Raw genomic sequence first — 18,407 nt, 5'->3', positions numbered from 1 at the left:
CGACGGTCACCCCAATCGTTCGGCGGGCAGCCGATTGCCCTGTCAGAACCACTCACCGAGTGGCGGCACGAGATCCAGCGTCGTGGCCCCGAGGTAGAGCCCGAAGAGCAGAAAGACGATGCCGAAGCCGAGGCCCGCCGTCAGGCCCGCTTCGGCGGCCGAGACCACCATTGCACCACCGAGCCAGACGAAAAACGCGGCGATGCCGAGCAGCAACAGCGTGCCCAAGACGCCGAGGATCGCGTCTTCGACCGCCGACCGGACGACCCGGTAGAGCGCCTGCTCGTCGAACCCCGTCTCGTCGGTCGACTCGGCCGGTGGGGAGGCCATACTGAATTCCAGCGTGAGCGGTTGTAAAACGGTGCTGGTGGCTTCGATGGGTGTTGTACTGACCATCGTTTGGAGGGTTTATCGTTGGTTGATAGACCAATAGTGTTATCTCGTTGGTCCACATACCAATAGCTGAGGATGGGCTCTCCGACCGATGCCGAACTCGATGGTGTGAGTATGGGGCAAAAATACCCGGATGGCACTGTCGTTCGGGTATTCTGTCTCAGAACTGAGCAGAACACCTATCGGTCAGGCTGGGCCTACAAGCTCCACTACGGCGCGACGGAGCCGGACCCGCCTCGCACACTGGAGGATGGCACGATCCGGCGCTATGACAATTCACACGCCGATACGAAGGGCCACGAACGCCATGTCGCGCCGGACCCCGAACCGGAGAGCATCGAGTTCCCCGGCATGGTTGCGCTCTGGAATCGGTTCTGGAGCGAGATCCCGAAACCCGAGTTCGAACTCGACTAACACAGGAGAAACCCATGACCGACACCCCACCACTACACCCGATGGAACGCGAACAGCTTCGAGCCGCGTCGACGCTCGTCGTGACCGTGAACTCAGCCACCGGATTCGACGACGAGGTGACCGAGGCGATCACGACGCTCGACGCTGGCGAGCCAGCCGACAGCACGCCGACGCTGTCGTTCACCAGCTACGATGATCTCTTGGCGACGCTGACGCCGCGTGTCCTGGATCTCATCGAGGCGATCCGCCGCGAGGAGCCGGCGAGTATCAACGCGGCCGCACGGGTGGTCGACCGCGATGTGAAAAACGTCTACGAGGAACTGAATCGACTCGCCCAATTGGGAATTATCCTCTTCGAGGAGGAGGGTCAGAGCAAGCGGCCGGTCGTCTGGTTTGACGAACTCGTGATCTCGCTGCCGTTCGAATCGGAGTCCGGCGAGACGTCGACGGCGGCTCCATGAAGGGCTGACAGTCTGGTGCGGTGGTTGCTGTCAGGAATCGGTTCGCGACCTGTGATTTCACTCCCAATACTATCTGTAGCAATCATAGCTGCGAAGTTCCTGTGGAACTCTTACTGTCCACAACCGCATCCAACAACACTTATCCCCGCCTGTCGGTTTCCGGAATACATGAGCGAAATCGCTGTAATCCTCCCGGACGGCACGGAACTCGCCGTTCCGGAGGGGTCGACACTACAGGACGTGGCCTACGAGATCGGACCGGGACTCGGCGACGACACCGTCGCGGGCAAGATCGAGGGCGAACTGGTCGACAAAGTCACTCCCGTCGCCGACGGCGACCGCATCGAGATCGTCACCGACCAGAGCGACGAATATCTCGATGTCCTTCGGCACTCGGCGGCCCACGTCTTCGCCCAAGCGCTCCAGCGACTGTACGACGACGCCCAACTCACCATCGGCCCGTGGACCGACGAGGGGTTCTACTACGACATCACGGGCGTCGACCTCGACGAGGACGACCTCCAGGACATCGAAGACGAAATGCAGGAGATCGTAGAGGAAGACTACGACATCGAGCGCACCACCTACAGCCGCGACGAGGCCGTCGCCAAATACGAGGGCGACAACCCCTACAAGCTGGACATCCTCGACCGCGAGGCCGCCGACGCCGACGAGATCTCCTTCTACGAGCAGGCGGAGTTCGAGGACCTCTGCCGTGGCCCCCACGTCGAGTCGACGGGCCAGATCGGCGCGTTCGAACTCCTCAACATCTCGTCGTCCTACTGGCGCGGCGACGAGGAAAACGACACCCTCACGCGGGTCCACGGGACGGCCTTCGAGAAGGAGTCCCAACTGGAGGAGTTCCTCGACATGCGCGAGGAAGCTAAAGAACGGGACCACCGCAAACTCGGTCAGGAACTCGATCTGTTCTCGATCCCCACGGTCACGGGACCGGGGCTGCCGCTCTACCACCCCAACGGGAAGGCGATCCTCCGCGAACTCGAACAGTACGGCGAGTCGATGAACGACGAGTACGGCTACGACTACGTCGAGACGCCCCACCTCTTCCGGACGGAGCTCTGGAAGCAGTCGGGCCACTACGACAACTACGTCGACGACATGTTCCTCCTCGATGTGAACGACGAGGAGTACGGCCTCAAGCCGATGAACTGCCCCGGCCACGCAACGATCTTCAACGAAAAGTCGTGGAGCTACCGCGACCTGCCGGTGCGCTACGCCGAAAACGGGAAGGTCTACCGCAAGGAGCAGCGCGGCGAACTCTCCGGGCTCTCCCGCGTCTGGGCCTTTACCATCGACGACGGCCACCTCTTCTGTACCCCCGACCAGATCGAACGGGAGGTCGACGACATCATGGACATGATCTACGAAGTCCTCGAAACGTTCGATCTCGACTACGAGGTCCAGCTCGCCACCCGCCCCGAGAAATCGGTCGGCAGCGACGAAATCTGGGAGAAGGCAGAAAGTCAGCTCGAATCGGTCCTCGAAAACTCGAAGATGGACTACGATCTGGAAGCCGGCGACGGCGCGTTCTACGGGCCGAAGATCGACTTCGCCTTTAGCGACGCACTCGGACGCAAATGGGACGGCCCGACGGTCCAGTTGGACTTCAATATGCCCGAGCGCTTCGATCTCACCTACACGGGCGCGGACAACGAGGACCATCGTCCAGTGATGATCCACCGCGCGCTCTACGGGAGCTTCGAGCGCTTCTTCATGGTGCTCATCGAGCACTTCAACGGCAAGTTCCCGCTGTGGCTCGCCCCCGAACAGGTCCGCATCCTGCCGATCAGCGACGACGAACTCGGCTACGCCCACCGGCTCAAAAACGACCTCGAAGACAACGACTTCCGCGTCGACATCGAGGACCGTTCGTGGACCCTCGGCCGCAAGATCCGCGAGGCCCAGACCGATCGGGTCCCCTACATGGTGATCGTTGGCGGCGACGAGGTCGAGGACGGCACGATTTCGGTTCGGGATCGCAAAGAGCGCGAAGGAAACGATGTCGACCCAGAGGCGTTCGTCGACCACCTCGTCGACGAACGCGCCGACAAGCGCGAAGAGCCGGACTTCCTCGACTAACACAGGACAGGTCGTGGTGTAGATTTCTGCAGCCCACCCCGACAAAACGAGCGTGGCCGGGTTCCACTCACAACCACACAAACAGATAATATCCCCCGACACCTGCACCTAGTATGGGGGGTGACAACGATCACCGGTCACAACCGCTGGATGGCTCGGAACCAGTGGTTTCACTCGAAGATATCCCCCTCCACTCGACGAATCTGCTGTCGTTGCTCGACAAAGACGGCATCATTCGGTATCAGAGCCCGGCGATTGCACGGCTCTGTGGGTTCGACCAAGACGAGTTGGTCGGGATCTCGTGTGCCGATGTCTTTCATCCGGACGATCACGACCGCGTGTACGACGCGTTCAAAAACGTGGTTGCGAGTGAGGAGTTCATCATCGAAGCCGTCGAGTATCGCCATCTGACGGCCGACGGGAGCTACGTCTGGGTCGAATCGGTCGCCTCGTCCAATCCGACGCCGGACGGCCACTACGTCATCAATACCCGAGATATCTCCGAGAAAAAGGCCCAACAAAAAGAACTCGAACACGCAAACGAACGGCTCGAATCGTTCGCTCGGATCGTCTCACACGACCTCCGGAACCCACTCGGTGTCGCTCAGGGCTACCTCCAACTGGCCGAGACGGAGTCGCCGAGCGACCACCACGCGACGGTCGCGACGGCACTCGACCGGATGGAGACGCTCATCGAGAGCCTCCTGTCGGATGCACGCGGAGACACCGACGGGCCGACGGTCGAACTGGTCGACCTCACACGGCTCAGCGAACGCTGCTGGCAGCACATCGTCCACGAGGAGGCGAGACTCCGGACCGACGTCGACCGACCGATCTACGCCGACCCGCTCCAGCTCACCCAACTGTTCGAGAACCTCTTCCGGAACGCGATCGAACACGGGCGTGCGGACGCCGTCGTCACCGTCGGCGGTCTCGAAGACGGCTTCTACGTCGAAGACAACGGCACCGGAGTCCCAGAGGCAGAACGCGACCGAATCGTCGAACGAGGGTACTCGACCGCGCCGGACGGAACCGGATTGGGGTTGGCCATCGTCCAGCGAGTCGCCGAGTCCCACGGGTGGGGGCTCGGCGTAACCGAAGGCGAGACCGGCGGCGCACGGTTCGAGCTTACTGGCGTCGAGTTCGCGGCCTGATACCGCGTCGAGGCCCGACGGATCATCGTCGACACCGAACAGCGCGCCGGACAGTCGTCGATACTGGTCACTGCATGTCATTATGTGCCTTGCAGTCGTCGATGGACACATGCAGGGGCTCCGCTGGGTACAACTGACCGACGAGGAGCGCGACGAGTTTCTCAGAACCGGCGGCACCGGCGTGCTGTCGTTCGCCACCGACCGCGGGGAGCCGCCGGTGTCGATCCCCGTCTCCTACGGCTACTTTGCCGACGCCGATAGCATCTATTTCCGGCTCTCGGTCCCCGAGGACAGCCGGAAAACGACCCTCGTCGACAACCCCATCTCGTTCGTCGTCCACCGCGAGACCGAGGCGGGCTGGCGGAGCATCGTCGCCACCGGTCGCCTCGAAGCCGTCGACGACGCGCCCTACGAATCGGCTGCCCTGCAGGGGTTGTGGGCCGTCGACATCCCCACCGTCGACGTGTTCGAACGCCCACCCTCGGAGATCCCCTACGAGACGTATCGACTGATCCCCGACGAACTCACGGGCCGAAAGGAAGTCGGCACCGAGGAGTAGGCCGACCATCCCTTTTATTCAGGCACCACCCCTCTGAACCCGTATGCGCGCAGTCCGGTTTCACGATCACGGCGACACCGACGTACTGCAGGTAGACGAGATCGACCAGCCCGACCCCGAGGGCCACGAAGTGCTGGTCGAAGTCCACGGCGCGGGCGTCAACCCCGTCGACACCTACTTCCGCGAAGGCTCCTACGAGCCGTTTACGCTGCCGATGATCCCCGGCATCGACGTCGCGGGCGAGGTCGCCGCCGTCGGCGACTACGTCGACGGCTTCAGCGAGGGCGAGACGGTCTACGGCACGGGGATCGGCAGCCAACACTACGGCGGCTACGCCGAGTACGCCGCGGTCCCCGAGGATCGACTCGTCGGCCTGCCGGCGGGCGTCGACACCGTCGCCGCGGGCGGGGCAGGCGTGGCTGCCGTCACGGCGTGGCGAGCGCTGGTCGACCACGCCGACCTGCAGGTGGGCGACCGGTGTCTGATCCACGGCGGCTCCGGCGGCGTCGGCCACGCGGCGGTCCAACTCGCGGCCGCGGCTGGCGCACAGGTGATCACGACCGCCTCGCCGGAGTACCACGACCGACTCCACGAGCTGGGCCCGGATGTCGTCCTCGACTACCGGCGGGACGATCTGGCCGAGGCAGTCGTGGCGGCCGCCGACAGCGTGGCCGGAGAGTCCGATGGCGTCGACGTCATCCTCGACCACCGGCTGCACGAGTACCTCCAGTTCGATGCCGACGTTGCGGCCACCGGTTGTCACGTGGTCGGGATCGGCGAAAAGGATCAGAACGTCGGCTTCACGCAGTCGTCGGCTGCTCGCGGCAAGGACCTGAACCTGACGCTGATGAGCATGTTCAACACGCCGGATTTCCGCCCCCGACTCTCGAAACTGGCGTCACTGATGGCGAGCGGCGACCTCGACATACAGGTCGAGGAGACCTACGGACTCGACGAGGCTGGCGAGGCCCAGCGGGCCGTCCTCGACGACAGCTTCCTCGGGAAGCTCGTCGTCACGCCGTAACGGTCGACCGCGCGACTCGCCCCACCGATTTATAAATCGAGCCGTCGACTGTCACCATATGACAGTCGACTTCGATTTCACCGACCACGTGGCAGTCGTCACCGGAAGCTGTGGGGCACTTGGAAGCGCCGTCGTCGAGGCCTTCGCCGAGGCAGGCGCGACGGTGGCCGCCTGCGACATCGTCGACATCGCAAGCGAGGACTCGCTGCTGGAACCGCGGGACGGCGTGGCCTTCTATCAGGCCGACTTCACCGACGAGGCCGCCGTCGAGGAGACGATGGAAGCGGTGGTCGACGACCACGGCCGGATCGACTACCTGTTGAATATCGCCGGCACGTGGCGCGGCGGCGATCCGATCGAGGAGACTGACGTCGGGCAGTTCGACATGCTGTTCGACGTGAATCTCAAAACGATGTTTCTGGCCTCGAAACACGCCCTCCCACACCTACAGGAGACGGAGGGCGCGATCGTCAGCGTCTCGGCGCGCTCCGGGCTGGAGGGCGGCGAGGGCGACGGGATCTATCGGTCGACCAAAGCGAGCGTCAAGATACTGACCGAGACGATTGCCGAGGAGAACCTCGGCACGGTACGCGCCAACTGTGTGCTGCCGAGCGTGCTGGATACGCCGATGAACCGCGAGATGATGACGCCGAGCGAGGAGTGGGTCGACCCCTCGCAGGTCGCTCGCGTCATGCAGTTCTGCTGTTCGGACGCGGCGGAAGTCACCAGCGGCGCGGCTGTTCCGGTGTACGGCGAAGCCTGAAAACGGATCGGCGAACCGCGGCCTCAGAAGAACGTCGACTGGATGAACTCGTAGTATTCGACGACCGCCAGCGCCAACGTGATGATCAGGACCGGCGGCACGAAGTAGCGGACGGTGTTGAGCCAGACGGGGCCGACCCAACTTTCGGTGCGGCCCTTCTGCAACTCGTGGCGGGCATCCGAGGCGTAGACCCAGCCGATGAACAGCGAGAGCAACAGTCCACCGAGGATCAGCAGGATGTTGTTGGCGAACTTGTCGTAGGTGTCGAGATAGGTGAGGTCGAGCGCGGTCGGGATGCCGATCAGGAAGATGACCACGGCGAGGATCACCGAGGCACGCACTCGCGTGATCTCGAAGGTGTCGATCGTAAAGGAGACGACGACCTCGAAGATACTGAACGCGCTCGACAGCGCCGCCAGCAGCAGCATGAAGAAGAACACGCCGCCGAGCAGTTGGCCGGCCGGCAGGCCGTTGAACGCCCCCGCGAGGCTGATGAAGATCGCTCCGGCTCCGCCCTCACCGGGCGTGACGCCCTGCGTGAAGAGGAACGGGAAGACGACCAGCCCGGCGAGAATCGCGATCCCAGTGTCGATCACGACGATCAGACCGCTGTCACGTAGCAGGTTCCGATCCTCGGCGAGATACGACGAGTAGGTGATCATCACGCCCATCCCCAGCGAGAGGGTGAAAAACGCCTGTCCGGCCGCCGCCGGCAGCACCGAGACGGCGTCGGTGAGTAGCGTCGACAGATCGGGGTACAGGTAGTACTGGTAGGCTTCGGCCGCCCCGCCGAGCGTCGAGCCGTAGATCGCCAAGCCAACCAGCAGCACGATGACGCTCGGGACCATCACTGTCGCGGCCTTTTCGAGGCCGTTACGGACGCCCAGCGCGACGATCCCGGCGACGAGTGCCATGAAAATGGCGTGGAAGGCAACGGTGGTCGGTCCGGAGGCGGTACTCATGAAGAACGCCTGGGCATCGGTGCCGTAGCCGCCGGTGAAACTGGCGAGCAGATACTGGATGACCCAGCCGCCGACGACGCTGTAGTACGAGAGGATGATGAAGCCGGCAATCGCGCCGACCGCCCCTGCGAACTTCCACTGGGAGTGGTTCAACTGATCGAACGCGCCGATCGGGTTGCGGTTCGACCGCCGGCCGATCACGAACTCGACGAGCAACACCGGGAGGCCGACAACCAACACCAACGCGAGGTACACCACGAGGAAGGCTGCCCCGCCCGACTCGCCGGTCAGAAACGGGAACCGCCAGATGTTGCCCAGTCCGACTGCGCTTCCGGTCGCGGCGAGAATGAATCCCAGCCGCGTCGCCCACGTCTCACGTACGTCCATAGCTACACGCTGGATTTCGATTATATAAATATGCATGATATCCGATATAAATATCGCACGGACAGACTGTTCAACGATCCCACAGCCAGAACCCGTCGACATCCTAACCGGTTTTCGAATGAGACAGTCACGTATGCTGTTGCGGAACCCTTTTGATGCCGCTGGTAGTCGATTACAGCCAATGACTGGTGGTCCGCAATGACGATGGACGACCGCATCGAGGAGTTGAGAGCCCGGCGGGCCGAGGCCGAGCAGGGCGGTGGCGAAGAGCGCATCGCCAAGCAACACGATAAAGGCAAGCTTACCGCCCGCGAGCGGGTCGACTACTTCCTCGACGACGGGACGTTCCACGAGTTCGACCAGTTCCGGACCCACCGGAACCACACCTTCGGGATGGAGGAACAACAGATCCTCACCGACGGCGTGGTCACCGGCTACGGCGAGGTCAACGGCCGAACCGTCTTCGTCTTCGCCCACGATTTCACCGTCTTCGGCGGCTCGCTCGGCGAGGTGTTCGCCGAGAAGATCTGCAAGGTGATGGACCGGGCGATGGAGGTCGGCGCGCCCGTCGTCGGCCTCAACGATTCGGCCGGGGCGCGTATTCAGGAGGGCGTCGGCTCGCTTGGCGGCTTCGGCGAGATTTTCCAGCGCAACGTCGACGCCAGCGGCGTCATCCCACAGATCTCGGGGATCATGGGCCCCTGTGCGGGCGGTGCGGTCTACTCGCCGGCGATCACCGACTTCGTGTTCATGGTCAAGGACACGAGCCACATGTTCATCACCGGGCCGGACGTCGTCGAGACCGTCACCGGCGAGGAGGTCAGCTTCGACGAACTCGGCGGCGCGGTCACCCACGCCTCCACCTCGGGGGCGGCCCACTTCGCGGTCGACGACGAGAAGCAGGCCCTCGACGAAATGGCGCTGCTGTTGTCCTATCTCCCCCAGAACAACGTCGAGGATCCCCCGAGAGTCGATCCGTGGGACGATCCCGAGCGCCGGACCGACGAGCTGGCCGAGATCGTCCCCAAAGCGCCGAAGAAGCCGTATGACGCCACCAACGTCGTCGAGGAGGTCGTCGACGAGGGGTCGTTCTTCGAGGTCCACGAGAGCTATGCGAAGAACATCGTCGTCGGTTTTGGACGCTTGGATGGCCACTCGGTCGGCATCGTCGCCAACCAACCGCGGGTCAACGCCGGAACCCTCGATATCGAGGCCAGCGAAAAGGGCGCGCGGTTCGTCCGGTTCTGTGACGCCTTCAACATCCCCATCGTCACCTTCGAGGACGTCCCCGGCTTCATGCCCGGCACCGATCAGGAACACGGCGGGATCATCCGCCACGGTGCGAAGCTGCTATACGCGTACGCCGAGGCGACCGTGCCGCTGCTGACCGTGATCACGCGCAAGGCCTACGGCGGGGCATACTGCGTGATGGCCTCCAAACATATCGGCGGCGACGTCAACTACGCGTGGCCGACCGCGGAGATCGCGGTGATGGGGCCCAAAGGAGCCGTGAACATCCTCTACCGGAAGGAACTGGCCGAAGCCGACGATCCCGAGGCTCGCCGGCAGGAACTGATCGACGAGTACCGCGAGGAGTTCGCCAACCCCTACACCGCCGCGGATCGGGGCTTCCTCGACGACGTGATCGAGCCCGGTGAAACGCGGGCGCGGCTGATCGACGATCTCGACATGCTGCTGTCGAAACGCGAGGACAAGCCCTCGAAGAAACACGGTAACATCCCGATCTAACCATGGCTATCGATTCAGGCGTCGTCGACGAACCGGCGACCGACGCCGACGCCGGCGACGGCGACGCGCCGACCGTCTCGGTCGACGACCTCAGTGGTGTGGCCGACGCCGACGAGGCCGAAGCCGCGGCCATCGCGGTCGCCATCGCGGCCCACCTCCGGGACCGACAGGCCGCGGCCGCAGCCGCCGCGGCGGCTGACGACGAGGAGGGTGAGAGCCGCCGGAGCTGGGCGTTCGCCGGTCGACTCGAAGCCGTCGGCGAGGCCGCGGGTCGACCGCCGACGTCGACCCCAAGAGATGGGTGGACTGCGGCCGGTCGGAGCGACCGGTTCTGAGCGGCGGGATTTCACACCCGGCGGAAGATGCTGTTTTCGATATTATTGGGATACCGTGGAAGATAGAAGCCACCGCTTGGATCACTGGCTCGGAGCGTTCGCAGGTCGAGCGGGTCGACGCGGCGAACGGCTCGCCTGAACTCAAAACCGGTACTCGTCGTCGCCCTCGTCGACCGGCTGCTGGAGCGGTACCGACCGGGTCACGACCGCCGGTACGAGGACGGCGATACCGAGGAACACCCCGAACTGAACGGGTAGCGCGATCTCGGTGAGCGCGCCCAAAAAGAAGTAGCACGTCGCCCCGAGGACGATCGCCGTCCACTGTATCTGCTTGCCTGTGAGCGTCATATCGGACCGGTCGAGTCGGGAGACCTGACTGTTTCGATCCAGGTGACGGCCGACAGCAATCCGGCCGATAGCTATCAGTATTCGTGAGTAGATGGCCGCTACGGGGGCTCCGTCGACCGATAGAATCAGGTGGCCGATGAGCAAACAACACCCTATGTTCAGCAAGGTTCTGGTCGCCAACCGCGGCGAGATCGCGGTTCGCGTGATGCGTGCCTGCGAGGAGCTGGGTGTCCGGACGGTCGCGGTCTACAGCGAGGCCGACAAACACGCCGGCCACGTCCGGCAGGCCGACGAGGCCTACAACATCGGCCCCGCCCGCGCCGCCGACTCCTATCTCGACCACGAGGCGGTCCTCGGTGCTGCCGAGAAGGCGGGTGCCGACGCCATCCACCCCGGCTACGGCTTCCTGGCCGAGAACGCGGAATTCGCCGCCAAAGTCGAGGACAGCCCCTTCACGTGGATCGGTCCGGATGCCGAGGCGATGGAAGCCCTCGGCGAGAAGACCAAAGCCCGCTCGCTGATGCAGGAGGCCGACGTGCCCGTCGTGCCGGGGACGACCGAGCCGGTCGAATCGGTCGAGGAGATCACTGCTATCGCCGACGACTACGGCTATCCTGTGGCGATCAAGGCCGAGGGTGGCGGCGGTGGCCGCGGCCTGAAAGTCGTCCACAGCGAAGACGAGGTCCAGTCCCAGTTCGAGACCGCCAAACGCGAGGGCGAAGCCTACTTCGACAACGACTCGGTCTACGTCGAGAAGTATCTGGAGGCCCCCCGACACATCGAGGTCCAGATCATCGCCGACCACCACGGCAGCGTCCGACATCTCGGCGAGCGGGACTGCTCGCTGCAACGCCGCCATCAAAAAGTCGTCGAGGAAGCGCCCTCCCCGGCCCTCGACGAGGAACTCCGCGAGGAGATCGGCGAGGCAGCCAAACGGGGCGTCGACGCGGCGGGCTACACCAACGCCGGCACCGTCGAGTTCCTCGTCGAAGACGGCAACTTCTATTTCATGGAGGTCAACACCCGGATCCAGGTCGAACACACGGTGACCGAAGAGATCACCGGCCTCGATATCGTCAAGTGGCAGCTCCGGATCGCCGCGGGCGAGGAACTGAGTTTCGAACAGGACGAGGTCGACATCGAGGGCCACGCCATGGAGTTCCGGATCAACGCCGAGAACGCCGCCGCCGACTTCGAGCCCGCGACGGGGACGCTGGAAACCTACGACCCCGCCGGGGGGATCGGCGTCCGGATCGACGACGCGGTCCGACAGGGCGATTCGATCGGCGGCGACTACGACTCGATGATCGCCAAACTCATCGTCTCGGCGTCGGACCGCCAAGAGTGTCTGGTCCGCTCCGAGCGCGCACTCGCGGAGTTCGAGATCGAGGGGTTCCACACGATCATCCCGTTCCACCGGCTGATGGTGACCGACGAGGCGTTCTCGAAGGGCGAGCACACGACCAACTATCTCGACGAGGAACTCGATCAGGCCCGGATCGAGGAGGCTGTCGCCCAGTGGGGGCCAACCGACGACGGCAGCGAGGGCGACGACGACGAAGAGTCGACCGAGCGGGATTTCACCGTCGAGGTCAACGGCAAGCGGTTCGATGTCTCGCTGGAAGAACGCGGCGCACCGCCGATCGCCGTCGAATCGTCGAACCCCGGCAACGACGGCGGTAGCATGCAGCGCCCCCCACAGGCCCGGCAGGACGACGACGAGGACGAGGCGGCCGTCGAGGGCGGCGACACCGTGGCCGCCGAGATGCAGGGGACGATCCTCTCGGTCGACGTTGAGGTCGGCGACGAGATCGCCCCCGACGACGTGGTCTGTGTGCTGGAGGCGATGAAGATGGAAAACGACGTGGTGACCGAACGCGGCGGTACCGTCACGAAGGTGATGGTCGAAGAGGGCGATAGCGTCGACATGGGCGACGTGCTGGTCGTACTGGAGTAGCCACCCCCGACTCCGCAGTACTGTTTTTCAGGCTGGCGGTGAAATCGACCGTATGGCCACGATCAAGGACAGCGTCCACGACCACATCGAGATCGAGGGCGTCGCCGAGGCGCTGCTCGATACGCCGACCGTCCAGCGGTTGCGGCACATCAAGCAGTTGGGGACGGTCCAACTCGTCTACCCGTCGGCCAATCACACCCGCTTCGAACACAGCCTCGGCGTCTACCACCTCGCCAACCGCGCCTGCAGCGAGATCGGCATCGAAGGTCGACAGGCCGAGCGCATCCGAGCGGCGGCGCTGCTCCACGACGTCGGCCACGGTCCCTTCAGCCACAACATCGAGGAACTCACCCACCGCTATACGGGCAAATACCACGACGACGTCGACGAACTCCTCACATCGGGCGAGGTCGGCGAGATCCTGCGGGACCACGACCTCGATCCGGGCCATATCGCGGGGCTCGTCGCCGGCGAGGGGCAGTTCGGCCAACTCGTCTCGGGCGAACTCGACGTCGACCGGATGGACTACCTCGTCCGGGACGCCCACCACACCGGCGTCCCCTACGGCACCATCGACACCGAGCGGCTGATCCGGGAGCTGACCTTCGTCGACGGCGAACTCGTCCTCGATGCAGGCAACGTCCAGACCGCCGAGAGCCTGCTTTTGGCCCGCGCGCTGATGAACCCGACTGTCTACATGCATCCCGTCGCCCGGATCAGCAAGGCGATGCTGCGGCGAGCTACCGAACGACTCATCGAGGAGACCGCTCTCGACGCCGAGCGGATCCGCCGGATGGACGACCACGACCTGCTGGTCGCACTGCGCAACACGCCCGAGACCGAAGCCTTCGCCGAGCGCTACGGGAGCCGCCGCCTCCTCAAACGAGCCGTGTGGGCCGAACTCCAGCACGTCCCCGACTCGCTGCTCGAAGCCGAGCATAGGGAGATCCGCGAGTTGGAGTCGACGATCGCCGAGCGTGCGGAACTCCCTGCGACGGACGTGATCGTCGAGATCCCCGACGAGCCGACGATCCGGGAGTCGACGACCCGAGTGGTGGTCGGCGGCGAGATCCGCAACCTCGGCGCACAGTCGCCGTTAGTGAGTGCCTTACGGACCGCCCAGCGTGGCCAGTGGCGGCTCGGCGTCTACACCCAACCCGAGGCGACGGACCGAGTGGGTCGACTCGCAGCCGACGAACTCGGCCTCGATCCCCCAGACGGACTGATCCGGAAGCGAGGCGGGGGCGTCCACGCGACCCTCGACGAGTTCGAGTAGTCGACGGCTACCGATGGGTCGCGGGCGTCGGTCGACGAGGCCGCCCCTCGTGTGGTCGGTTCGCGGTCCGAGGTATCGCGTCTCACGGGGGGTTTATGACGCTGGAGCTACTCAGTGCAGATGCAATGGCGCAAGGAACCGTTGATTTCTTCAACGACACAGGCGGCTACGGATTTATCGACACTGACGATGCTGACGACGACGTCTTCTTCCACATGGAAGACGTTGGCGGCCCGGACCTCGAAGAGGGTCAGGACGTCGAGTTCGACATCGAGCAGTCCCCGAAGGGTCCACGAGCGGCCAACGTCGAACGCCTCTAAGGCGTTCGCCCACTGTGCAGTAACGACGCGTCGCGGTATCGACGCAATCCGTTTTGCGGATTTTTGATGGCCGAGCGATAGCACTGGCGTCGACTCCCTGGCTGGAGGATTCATCACCGAGAGCGACATCTCACCCCCGCTGAAATAGAGTGATACGGCAGGCGGGCCAACTGCTGGCTGTCCCCCCACAATGCCAGCACCTCAGCGAGGCCATTCCGTTCGAGTATGTACCGGCTAATCGCGGTCCCGGTCCGGATCGCCGTCCGGTTGATCGTCTTCTATCTGGTCGTCATCGGGCTGGTCGCAACCGGCGGCTTTGCCGGGATGGGGCCGCTGGCCGACGATCTCGGTGGCCAGCCGGTCCCGTTCGTCGGCGCGTCGGCCGGCGAAATTACCGAGGCGATTGCCGGGACCGTCGGCGACTCCGCGGGCGAGTTCGACGGCCAACCGGTCACCCAGAACGCGACCGTCGCCGACGAGCAGGCCATCGAACGGCTGATACACGCGGAAGTCAACGCCGAACGGACCGCCGCCGGCCGCGAGCGGCTGTCGACCGACGACGACCTCCAACGGGTGGCGCGCAGCCACAGCGCCGACATGATTGCCGATGGCTACGTCGGCCACGAGAGCCCCGACGGTGTGACGCCCGCCGACCGGCTCACGGCCGCGGGCTGTCGGGCCGGCGGCGAGAACGTCGCCCAGTCGTGGATCGACGAACCCGTCGCCGTCGACGGCGAGACGATCGTCGCCGAGAACGAGTCCGCGGTCGCGACCCACCTGGTCGACCGGTGGATGGCCTCACCGGGCCACCGTGAGAACATCCTCCGGGAGTCGTTCGTCGAAAGCGGCGTCGGCGTGATCGTCACCGAGAACAACCGCGTCTACGCGACCCAGACGTTCTGTACGGACTCGGCCGGCGGCGTCAGCTAACCGTCCGGTACAATCAAACCCATCTCGGACAAAGACTGTGGTATGAGCACGGATCACGCACAGCGAGCCACCCGGTGTCTCGTGGCGAAGGTCGGCCTCGACGGCCACGACCGGGGAGCTCACGTCATCGCCCGCGCGTTCCGGGATGCAGGCTTCGAGGTGGTCTATTCGGGACTCCACCGCGCGCCCGAAGAGATCGTCCAAGCCGCCGTCCAAGAGGACGTCGACGTACTGGGGATCTCGATCCTCTCGGGGGCCCACAACACGCTGATCCCCAAAGTTATTGAGGGCCTGCGGTCGTACGACGCCTTCGAGGACACCCTGATTCTCGTCGGCGGGATCATCCCCGAGGAGGATAAACCCGAACTCGAAGAAGCGGGCGTCGACGCGATCTTCGGCCCCGGCACCTCGACCGAGGAGACCGTCGCGTTCGTCCGCGAACACGCGAGCAACGAGTGACCATGGCCGAACTCAGCGACGCCAACGCCCAGCTGTACGAGTCGCTACTCGACGGCGATCACACCGCGCTGGCCCGTGTCATCACCAAAATCGAGAACCGCGCGCCGGGCTACCGCGACCTCCTCGCTGCCCTCCACGCCGAAACCGGCACGGCGTCGGTTGTCGGGGTAACCGGGAGCCCGGGAACCGGCAAGTCGACGCTGGTCGACGCGCTCACCAAGCAGTACCGCGAGGCCGGCGAGACCGTCGGCGTCATCGCGGTCGACCCCTCCTCGCCGTATACGGGTGGGTCGGTGCTTGGCGACCGGATCCGCATGGGGTCGACCGCGGGCGACATGGACGTCTTCGTCCGGTCGATGAGCGCCCGCGGCCGTCTCGGAGGGGTGTCGATGGCGACCGCCGACGCGGTCAAAGCCCTCGACGCCTTTGGTAAGGACCGAATCATCGTCGAGACCGTCGGCGCGGGCCAAAACGAGGTCGACATCGTCGAAACCGCCGAGACGGTCGCGGTCGTCGTCCAGCCGGGCTCCGGCGACGACGTCCAACTCCTGAAGGCGGGGATCCTCGAAATCGGGGATCTGTTCGTCGTCAACAAGGCCGACAAGGACGAGGCCGCCGGCACCGTCGCCGATCTCGAAACGATGATCCACATGGATGCGGCACCCGCGGCGGGGCTGTCGGCCGGCCACCACGGGCCGAACGCGACGGATTCGGAACCAGCGGCGGTCGACGACGGCGGCTGGACGCCGCCGGTGATCGAAACCGTCGCCACCAGCGGCGAGGGCGTCGACGAGTTCCGGACGGCACTCGACGATCACCGACAGTATCTCGTCGACTCCGGGACGGGCGAGGGGCGCCGTCGGCGACAGGCCGAAACGGAGATCAGGCGGCTGCTCCGGGCAGACGTGGGGGGACTCGCCGAGGAGGTCCTCGACGGTCACGGCGGCATCGAAGCCGTCGCCTCGCGGGTCGCGCGACGCGAGACCGACCCCTACACGGTTGTCGGGGAGTTGGTCGACCCGCTGGAATCGGCGGTCGAGGAGTCCCTCGCTACGAGACCCGAGGCATCTGAAAAGTAGGTGGTGGCGACTAGACGAGGAGTCGGCGACTACGGCAGCACCGTCGCGACCTGCTCACCGTAGACGAGCGCCTGCGGCCAGACGTAGTAGAGAATCCCCGCGAAGGCGACGATCTCGGCGCCAGTCACGAGGACGGTTACGAGATCGGATTTGCTGCTAGAGACCGGGATGCCGACCGGGAGATTGTACTCCTGACTGAGGAGGGGGTACCACAGGGCGATCCCGCGTGTGCTGCCGACCACATCGAGGATGTAGTGGGTGGCAACGCCGATCCAGACGTACTGGAGGTTCCCGAAGTAGAGCGGCCACGCCATGAAGATCGCCAACATCGGGAGGTTGTGGAACGTCTTCCGGTGTTTCCCGAAGGCAGTGTCGACGTCCGGCATCAGTGCCCCCAGCGTGACCGGCACCGAGAGTTTGACGATCATCTCCGCAGTCGCTAGATCCCAGGTCGGCTGAAGGACGGCTCCGAGTCCGATACTCAACAACACCGCGTTCATCACGTGCCCGCGTTTGTTCATTATGCAGAGACTATCTGCCCAGCTATGTGTATGTTTCCGACTGGTGACTGACAGCGATGGCGAAAGAAAGAGGGGTTCGGCCTCGAATTCCCGCCTATGAACTACGAGACGCCGCAGTTCTTCCACGTGATGCAGTATGCCGCGGCGGCCGACGGTGACGTGATCGACATGGTCAGCGGCAACCCCGACTGGGAGCCGCCGGAAGCCATCCGCGACGGACTCAGTGCGTACGCCACCGCCGACGCCGATGAGTTCCAGTATCCCCCGAGTGACGGTCTGACGCCGCTTCGGGAGGAGATCGCCCAGCGCCGCAACGTCGACCCCGACCGGGTGATCGTCACCAACGGCACCGGCGAGGCCAACTACCTCGGGATGGCCCGCGCGCTCGACCGCGAGGCCGGCGACGAGGCCGTCCTGATTGACCCCGTCTACCCCTACTATCCCGGCAAGGTGTCGATGCTCGACGGCGAGACGCGACTCGTCGACGCGGCCCGCGACGGTAGCCTCGATGTCGAGGCCACCTGCGAGGCGATCACCGACGACACCGCGCTCGTCGTCCTCAACACGCCGAACAACCCCACCGGTGCGGTGTACGACATCGAGTCGGTCCGGGCGGTCGTCGAGACGGCCGCCGACCACGACGCGCTGGTCGTCGTCGACGAGGTCTACGACCACTTCGATTTCTCGGGCCACTTCGAGAGCGCGCTCACTCTGGATGCGGACAACGTGATCGTCACCAGCGGCGTCTCGAAGTCGATGGCGATCACCGGCTTCCGTGTGGGGTACGCGATCTTCCCACCACACCTCGTCGAGGCGGCCAAAACCCGACACATGCTGGTCAATGTGACCGGGAGCAGACCCGCCCAGCAGGCGGTATACACCGCCTACCGCGAAACAGGCCCCGACTACTACCGGGAGGCACGCGAGCGACTCACCGAGCGCGTTGAGGCCTTCACCGCGGCGCTCGACGAGGCCGGAGCCGAGTACACCACTCCCGACGGGGCGTTTTACGTGCTGGCGCGGTTCGATGGCTTCCCCGGCACGATGCAGAACGTCAAGACGCTGGTCGACGAGGCCGGGGTCGCGGGGATGCCGGGCTCTACGTTCGGGAATGCGCGCGAGGAGTGGCTCCGGTTTGCGCTCGTCACGCCGCGGGTGACCGAGGCCGCCGAACGGCTGGCCGACTACTTCGAGGCGAGGTGAGGGGGGACCGACG

Annotated in this window: 20 protein-coding genes; 16 read left to right on the top strand and 4 right to left on the bottom strand. The window is 64.7% G+C overall.

The genetic code is table 11. The annotated features are described in order from the left end of the window. Window positions 1-42 precede the first annotated feature (42 nt). A complete protein-coding gene (locus tag NKJ34_RS00590) occupies window positions 43-330 on the bottom strand; it encodes a hypothetical protein (RefSeq protein ID WP_253736321.1) in 288 nt (95 codons plus the stop codon). Window positions 331-468: 138 nt separating this feature from the next. On the opposite strand from NKJ34_RS00590, the gene NKJ34_RS00585 reads away from it, so the two are divergent. The 7 genes from NKJ34_RS00585 (at window position 469) to NKJ34_RS00555 (ending at window position 6,868) form a co-directional block, all read left to right on the top strand. Continuing rightward, entirely contained in the window at window positions 469-807 is a 339-nt protein-coding gene (locus tag NKJ34_RS00585; protein ID WP_253736320.1) for a toxin-antitoxin system TumE family protein, read from the top strand. Between the two features lie 14 nt (window positions 808-821). After that, window positions 822-1,268 (top strand): HVO_A0114 family putative DNA-binding protein, encoded by a 447-nt coding sequence (locus tag NKJ34_RS00580; RefSeq protein WP_253736319.1) that lies wholly within the window; start codon window positions 822-824, stop codon window positions 1,266-1,268. Between the two features lie 168 nt (window positions 1,269-1,436). After that, window positions 1,437-3,368, top strand: a complete 1,932-nt coding sequence (thrS, locus tag NKJ34_RS00575; protein ID WP_253736318.1) for a threonine--tRNA ligase — start codon at window positions 1,437-1,439, stop codon at window positions 3,366-3,368. Window positions 3,369-3,481: 113 nt separating this feature from the next. Continuing rightward, on the top strand, window positions 3,482-4,522 hold the full coding sequence (locus tag NKJ34_RS00570) for a two-component system sensor histidine kinase NtrB (protein WP_253736317.1): 1,041 nt from the start codon (window positions 3,482-3,484) through the stop codon (window positions 4,520-4,522). A 109-nt stretch (window positions 4,523-4,631) separates the two neighbouring features. After that, entirely contained in the window at window positions 4,632-5,081 is a 450-nt protein-coding gene (locus NKJ34_RS00565; protein WP_253736316.1) for a pyridoxamine 5'-phosphate oxidase family protein, read from the top strand. Between the two features lie 43 nt (window positions 5,082-5,124). Then, the gene (locus NKJ34_RS00560) at window positions 5,125-6,105 is read left to right on the top strand and encodes an NADPH:quinone reductase (RefSeq protein ID WP_253736315.1); all 981 of its coding nucleotides are present in this window, start codon (window positions 5,125-5,127) and stop codon (window positions 6,103-6,105) included. Between the two features lie 58 nt (window positions 6,106-6,163). After that, complete coding sequence (locus tag NKJ34_RS00555; protein ID WP_253736314.1) at window positions 6,164-6,868, top strand: SDR family NAD(P)-dependent oxidoreductase; 705 nt, start codon at window positions 6,164-6,166, stop codon at window positions 6,866-6,868. A gap of 23 nt (window positions 6,869-6,891) precedes the next feature. Here NKJ34_RS00555 and NKJ34_RS00550 read toward each other — a convergent pair whose 3' ends face one another. Beyond that, window positions 6,892-8,217 (bottom strand): sodium-dependent transporter, encoded by a 1,326-nt coding sequence (locus NKJ34_RS00550; RefSeq protein ID WP_253736313.1) that lies wholly within the window; start codon window positions 8,215-8,217, stop codon window positions 6,892-6,894. A 204-nt stretch (window positions 8,218-8,421) separates the two neighbouring features. Here NKJ34_RS00550 and NKJ34_RS00545 point away from each other — a divergent pair, with 204 nt between their 5' ends. Together NKJ34_RS00545 and NKJ34_RS00540 are read left to right on the top strand one after the other, a co-directional pair. After that, complete coding sequence (locus NKJ34_RS00545; RefSeq protein ID WP_253736967.1) at window positions 8,422-9,966, top strand: acyl-CoA carboxylase subunit beta; 1,545 nt, start codon at window positions 8,422-8,424, stop codon at window positions 9,964-9,966. A 2-nt stretch (window positions 9,967-9,968) separates the two neighbouring features. Beyond that, window positions 9,969-10,301 carry a DUF8022 family protein gene (locus NKJ34_RS00540; protein ID WP_253736312.1) on the top strand — a complete coding sequence of 111 codons (333 nt, stop codon included), beginning with the start codon at window positions 9,969-9,971 and terminating at the stop codon, window positions 10,299-10,301. A gap of 141 nt (window positions 10,302-10,442) precedes the next feature. Here NKJ34_RS00540 and NKJ34_RS00535 read toward each other — a convergent pair whose 3' ends face one another. Continuing rightward, on the bottom strand, window positions 10,443-10,649 hold the full coding sequence (locus NKJ34_RS00535; protein ID WP_253736311.1) for a hypothetical protein: 207 nt from the start codon (window positions 10,647-10,649) through the stop codon (window positions 10,443-10,445). A 154-nt stretch (window positions 10,650-10,803) separates the two neighbouring features. Between NKJ34_RS00535 and NKJ34_RS00530 the strand changes: the two genes are divergently transcribed. The 6 genes from NKJ34_RS00530 (at window position 10,804) to meaB (ending at window position 16,670) form a co-directional block, all read left to right on the top strand. After that, window positions 10,804-12,606, top strand: coding sequence for an acetyl-CoA carboxylase biotin carboxylase subunit (locus NKJ34_RS00530; RefSeq protein WP_253736310.1), 1,803 nt, complete (start codon window positions 10,804-10,806; stop codon window positions 12,604-12,606). Window positions 12,607-12,658: 52 nt separating this feature from the next. Further along, window positions 12,659-13,882 (top strand): HD domain-containing protein, encoded by a 1,224-nt coding sequence (locus NKJ34_RS00525; protein ID WP_253736309.1) that lies wholly within the window; start codon window positions 12,659-12,661, stop codon window positions 13,880-13,882. A 125-nt stretch (window positions 13,883-14,007) separates the two neighbouring features. Continuing rightward, on the top strand, window positions 14,008-14,202 hold the full coding sequence (locus NKJ34_RS00520; RefSeq protein ID WP_253736308.1) for a cold-shock protein: 195 nt from the start codon (window positions 14,008-14,010) through the stop codon (window positions 14,200-14,202). A gap of 225 nt (window positions 14,203-14,427) precedes the next feature. Next, window positions 14,428-15,132, top strand: coding sequence for a CAP domain-containing protein (locus NKJ34_RS00515; RefSeq protein ID WP_253736307.1), 705 nt, complete (start codon window positions 14,428-14,430; stop codon window positions 15,130-15,132). A gap of 42 nt (window positions 15,133-15,174) precedes the next feature. After that, on the top strand, window positions 15,175-15,591 hold the full coding sequence (locus tag NKJ34_RS00510; RefSeq protein WP_253736306.1) for a cobalamin B12-binding domain-containing protein: 417 nt from the start codon (window positions 15,175-15,177) through the stop codon (window positions 15,589-15,591). Between the two features lie 2 nt (window positions 15,592-15,593). Further along, complete coding sequence (gene meaB, locus NKJ34_RS00505) at window positions 15,594-16,670, top strand: methylmalonyl Co-A mutase-associated GTPase MeaB (protein ID WP_253736305.1); 1,077 nt, start codon at window positions 15,594-15,596, stop codon at window positions 16,668-16,670. Window positions 16,671-16,699: 29 nt separating this feature from the next. Here the strand turns inward: meaB and NKJ34_RS00500 are convergent, their stop codons facing one another. Beyond that, a complete protein-coding gene (locus NKJ34_RS00500) occupies window positions 16,700-17,191 on the bottom strand; it encodes a metal-dependent hydrolase (protein WP_253736304.1) in 492 nt (163 codons plus the stop codon). 96 nt (window positions 17,192-17,287) lie between these two features. Here NKJ34_RS00500 and NKJ34_RS00495 point away from each other — a divergent pair, with 96 nt between their 5' ends. Continuing rightward, window positions 17,288-18,394 carry a pyridoxal phosphate-dependent aminotransferase gene (locus NKJ34_RS00495; protein ID WP_253736303.1) on the top strand — a complete coding sequence of 369 codons (1,107 nt, stop codon included), beginning with the start codon at window positions 17,288-17,290 and terminating at the stop codon, window positions 18,392-18,394. Window positions 18,395-18,407 lie beyond the last annotated feature (13 nt).

The sequence above is a fragment of the Halohasta salina genome, assembly GCF_024178165.1.
Taxonomy (GTDB): Archaea; Halobacteriota; Halobacteria; order Halobacteriales; family Haloferacaceae; genus Halohasta; species Halohasta salina.
Note: the sequence above shows the minus strand (reverse complement) of the source record. Positions and strands in the feature narration are given on the sequence as shown.

Excerpts from the sequence above, each read along its gene's own strand:
- NKJ34_RS00590 (WP_253736321.1), bottom strand. The coding sequence starts at position 330 with ATGGCCTCCCCACCGGCCGAGTCGACCGACGAGACGGGGTTCGACGAG.
- NKJ34_RS00585 (WP_253736320.1), top strand. The coding sequence starts at position 469 with ATGGGCTCTCCGACCGATGCCGAACTCGATGGTGTGAGTATGGGGCAA.
- NKJ34_RS00580 (WP_253736319.1), top strand. The coding sequence starts at position 822 with ATGACCGACACCCCACCACTACACCCGATGGAACGCGAACAGCTTCGA.
- thrS (WP_253736318.1), top strand. The coding sequence starts at position 1,437 with ATGAGCGAAATCGCTGTAATCCTCCCGGACGGCACGGAACTCGCCGTT.
- NKJ34_RS00570 (WP_253736317.1), top strand. The coding sequence starts at position 3,482 with ATGGGGGGTGACAACGATCACCGGTCACAACCGCTGGATGGCTCGGAA.
- NKJ34_RS00565 (WP_253736316.1), top strand. The coding sequence starts at position 4,632 with ATGCAGGGGCTCCGCTGGGTACAACTGACCGACGAGGAGCGCGACGAG.
- NKJ34_RS00560 (WP_253736315.1), top strand. The coding sequence starts at position 5,125 with ATGCGCGCAGTCCGGTTTCACGATCACGGCGACACCGACGTACTGCAG.
- NKJ34_RS00555 (WP_253736314.1), top strand. The coding sequence starts at position 6,164 with ATGACAGTCGACTTCGATTTCACCGACCACGTGGCAGTCGTCACCGGA.
- NKJ34_RS00550 (WP_253736313.1), bottom strand. The coding sequence starts at position 8,217 with ATGGACGTACGTGAGACGTGGGCGACGCGGCTGGGATTCATTCTCGCC.
- NKJ34_RS00545 (WP_253736967.1), top strand. The coding sequence starts at position 8,422 with ATGGACGACCGCATCGAGGAGTTGAGAGCCCGGCGGGCCGAGGCCGAG.
- NKJ34_RS00540 (WP_253736312.1), top strand. The coding sequence starts at position 9,969 with ATGGCTATCGATTCAGGCGTCGTCGACGAACCGGCGACCGACGCCGAC.
- NKJ34_RS00535 (WP_253736311.1), bottom strand. The coding sequence starts at position 10,649 with ATGACGCTCACAGGCAAGCAGATACAGTGGACGGCGATCGTCCTCGGG.
- NKJ34_RS00530 (WP_253736310.1), top strand. The coding sequence starts at position 10,804 with ATGTTCAGCAAGGTTCTGGTCGCCAACCGCGGCGAGATCGCGGTTCGC.
- NKJ34_RS00525 (WP_253736309.1), top strand. The coding sequence starts at position 12,659 with ATGGCCACGATCAAGGACAGCGTCCACGACCACATCGAGATCGAGGGC.
- NKJ34_RS00520 (WP_253736308.1), top strand. The coding sequence starts at position 14,008 with ATGGCGCAAGGAACCGTTGATTTCTTCAACGACACAGGCGGCTACGGA.
- NKJ34_RS00515 (WP_253736307.1), top strand. The coding sequence starts at position 14,428 with ATGTACCGGCTAATCGCGGTCCCGGTCCGGATCGCCGTCCGGTTGATC.
- NKJ34_RS00510 (WP_253736306.1), top strand. The coding sequence starts at position 15,175 with ATGAGCACGGATCACGCACAGCGAGCCACCCGGTGTCTCGTGGCGAAG.
- meaB (WP_253736305.1), top strand. The coding sequence starts at position 15,594 with ATGGCCGAACTCAGCGACGCCAACGCCCAGCTGTACGAGTCGCTACTC.
- NKJ34_RS00500 (WP_253736304.1), bottom strand. The coding sequence starts at position 17,191 with ATGAACAAACGCGGGCACGTGATGAACGCGGTGTTGTTGAGTATCGGA.
- NKJ34_RS00495 (WP_253736303.1), top strand. The coding sequence starts at position 17,288 with ATGAACTACGAGACGCCGCAGTTCTTCCACGTGATGCAGTATGCCGCG.